Annotated in this window: 3 protein-coding genes, 1 tRNA gene and 1 pseudogene; 4 read left to right on the top strand and 1 reads right to left on the bottom strand. The window is 70.8% G+C overall.

Annotated elements, in window-relative coordinates:
• Both QH283_RS05500 and QH283_RS05495 read left to right on the top strand, forming a co-directional pair.
• Window positions 1-194: pseudogene (locus QH283_RS05500) on the top strand (cytochrome P450); the annotation flags it as partial.
• Between the two features lie 120 nt (window positions 195-314).
• A complete protein-coding gene (locus QH283_RS05495) occupies window positions 315-1,154 on the top strand; it encodes a nuclear transport factor 2 family protein (protein WP_280501926.1) in 840 nt (279 codons plus the stop codon).
• A gap of 182 nt (window positions 1,155-1,336) precedes the next feature.
• Here the strand turns inward: QH283_RS05495 and QH283_RS05490 are convergent.
• Window positions 1,337-1,410, bottom strand: a tRNA-Met gene (locus tag QH283_RS05490).
• Between the two features lie 516 nt (window positions 1,411-1,926).
• Here QH283_RS05490 and QH283_RS05485 point away from each other — a divergent pair.
• Window positions 1,927-2,463, top strand: a complete 537-nt coding sequence (locus tag QH283_RS05485; protein ID WP_280501925.1) for a transglycosylase family protein — start codon at window positions 1,927-1,929, stop codon at window positions 2,461-2,463.
• A 50-nt stretch (window positions 2,464-2,513) separates the two neighbouring features.
• A complete protein-coding gene (locus QH283_RS05480; RefSeq protein WP_280501924.1) occupies window positions 2,514-2,639 on the top strand; it encodes a hypothetical protein in 126 nt (41 codons plus the stop codon).
• Window positions 2,640-2,655: the final 16 nt, after the last annotated feature.

Here is a 2,655-nt window from a genome sequence, read left to right as displayed (position 1 = left end):
GGCACGGGGCGCACCACTGCATCGGCGCGCCGCTGGCCCGGCTCGAGGCCGCCATCGCGCTGCCCGCGCTGTTCGAGCGGTTCCCGGAGATGACCTTCGCCCAGGATCCGGCGACGCTGCCGCGGATCGGCAGTTTCGTTTCCAACGGTCACCAGTTCCTGCCGGTCCACTTGCACGGCGCACCGGAGAACTGAAGCCCCGTGGATGGTGGGCCGGCGCGATCCCGGCCCACCATCCGGGAGGAAAATAGAACTCGTTCTACGATGGGGGCACCCCGGGCCGCACCGCCCGGTTCGCCGATCACGGAGGACCCCATGCCCACCGAGCCCGCCGCCGCCGATCTGCTGGCAGCCGTGCAGGCCTCGCCTCGCGCCGTCGCCACCCACGACAAGCCCGCCTGGGTGGGACTGTTCGCGGCCGACGCCGAGGTCAACGATCCGGTCGGCTCCGCCCCGCATATCGGTGCCGAGGCCATCGGCCGCTTCTACGACACCTTCATCGCGCCCAACCGCATCGCCTTCCACGTCGAGCGCGACGCCGTCGCGGGCAGCACCGTGGTGCGTGATCTGGCCATCGAGATCACCATGTCCACCGGCGCGACCGTGACGGTCCCCATGCACCTGCGCTACGACCTCCACGCCGGAACCGAGGGATCGGCAGAGACAGCGGGATCGGCCGGAGCGGGAGAATTACGGATCGCCCGCCTGGCCGCGCATTGGGAGCTGGCGCCCATGATGGGCCGGCTGCTGGCGACCGGGCTGTCCGGCCTCGGCGCGGCCACCGTCCTCGGCGCCCGGCTGCTGCGCAATCAGGGACCGGCGGGAGCGCTCGGCATGACCAGGGCACTGGCCGGCGTGGGGCGGGCGGGCAAGACCGTCGCGCGTCGCTTGTTCGCCGCGGCCGCCGAGACCGACCTGGCGGGGGTGCGCGAGCTGGTCGGCGACCGCGCCGACATCACCGTGGCAGGCCGAGCCGTCTCGGTCGAGGAGTTCACCAACCGCGCCCGCGACATGCGCTGGGACAAGATGCTCGCCGCGGGCCGCTGGGTGACCACCTCGGTCACCGTCGGCTCCGCCCACGGCGTGGCCATGATCGAATTCACCCCGTGCAGCCTGCACATCGCCCGCCTGGAACTCTTCCTCGACCAGCCGTGACCCCGGGGCGGTCCCGCCCGAGCGGCACGTCGCCCGCGCTGGTCTCCTGGCACGGATGCGTGCGGCGGGTCCACACGGGCCGATGCGGCCGCCCGACCGGAATCGCCGCGGCACGGCCGACCGTCCGGGACACGGAAAAGGCTCAGGCCGGAGAGTCTGGTACTCCCCGGCCTGAGCCTTAGTAGCGGGGACAGGATTTGAACCTGCGACCTCTGGGTTATGAGCCCAGCGAGCTACCGAGCTGCTCCACCCCGCGTCGGTAACCACAACATTACACACAGGTGCGCGCCGAAGGCAAATCACCGCATCCCGCGCGGATCTCCGCAGGTCGGACCGCCCCGGCCGGACGAACCCCGGGTAGCGGGCGACGGTCGCGAGAGCGCGCAGAACCGTCGGACGATCACCGGAGAAATGATTTCCGGCGACTTTGACGCTACGTAAACGTGAGCGGCCTCACTATCTCTTGGTGATATCAGGCACATAACGTTTCAATCACGGCGGCGACATTCGGGCGCGTTTTCCGCATTTCACCAGCAAAAACGGCAGTATCCGAGCTGTTTGTCGCACGAATAATCGTGCGTTATCAAGACGTGATCCTCCGAGATTGTTTCGTTACCGTCGCAGTGCGGTTCGGCTCAACCGGGTCGGACCAAGCCTCGGATCGTCGAACACCGGCAACCCTGCCCCGCGACCCGAGGAACCCCGATCTCCCGGGGGCAGGGACCCGGTGGCGACATGCCGGGCCGGCGGGCGCGGGGAGGGAAACCACACCATGACCAAGAACCGGAAGATCAGCACTCGCGCTCTCGGCTTCGTCGCCGCGACCGGCGCCTTTGCCGCCATCCCGTTCGGCCTGTCCACCGCTTCCGCCTCCGCCGCGCAGTACGACTGGGACGGCGTCGCGCAGTGCGAGAGCGGCGGCAACTGGAGCATCAACACCGGTAACGGCTACTACGGTGGCCTGCAGTTCTCGCACAGCACCTGGCTCGCCAACGGCGGCACCGGCTACGCCCACAACGCCAGCAAGGAAGAGCAGATCCGCGTCGCGGAGAACGTCCTGAAGACCCAGGGCGTCGGCGCCTGGCCGGTCTGCGGCCAGTACCTGACCACCGCCACCGAGCCGGAGCCGCAGCCGCAGGTCGCGCCGCTGCCGGAGCAGCTGCCCGCCGTGCCCGAGGAGAGCCGCGTGGTCTTCGAGCAGGTCGAGCGCACCGCGGGCGAGCTGGCCGCGCAGTACGGCGTGGAGGGCCAGTACCGCCAGCTGCTCCAGCAGCACAGTGGCCTGATCTCCGACGTGCTGGGGCGCTGACCCCGGAAGGGATCGTTGGTCCCCGATCAGCACATGATCACGATCAGCACATGATCAGCGGCCCCCGGGGGGGGCCCGGGGGGGGGGGGGGGGGGGGGGGGGGGGGGGGGGGGGGGGGGGGGGGGGGGGGGGGGGGGGGGCCCCCCCCCCCGCGCCGGGCGCGGTCCGGGCGCTGACACCGTGGGGCGGCGC

The sequence above is a fragment of the Nocardia farcinica genome (assembly GCF_029867845.1).
Lineage (GTDB): Bacteria > Actinomycetota > Actinomycetes > Mycobacteriales > Mycobacteriaceae > Nocardia > Nocardia farcinica_A.
Note: the sequence above shows the minus strand (reverse complement) of the source record. Positions and strands in the feature narration are given on the sequence as shown.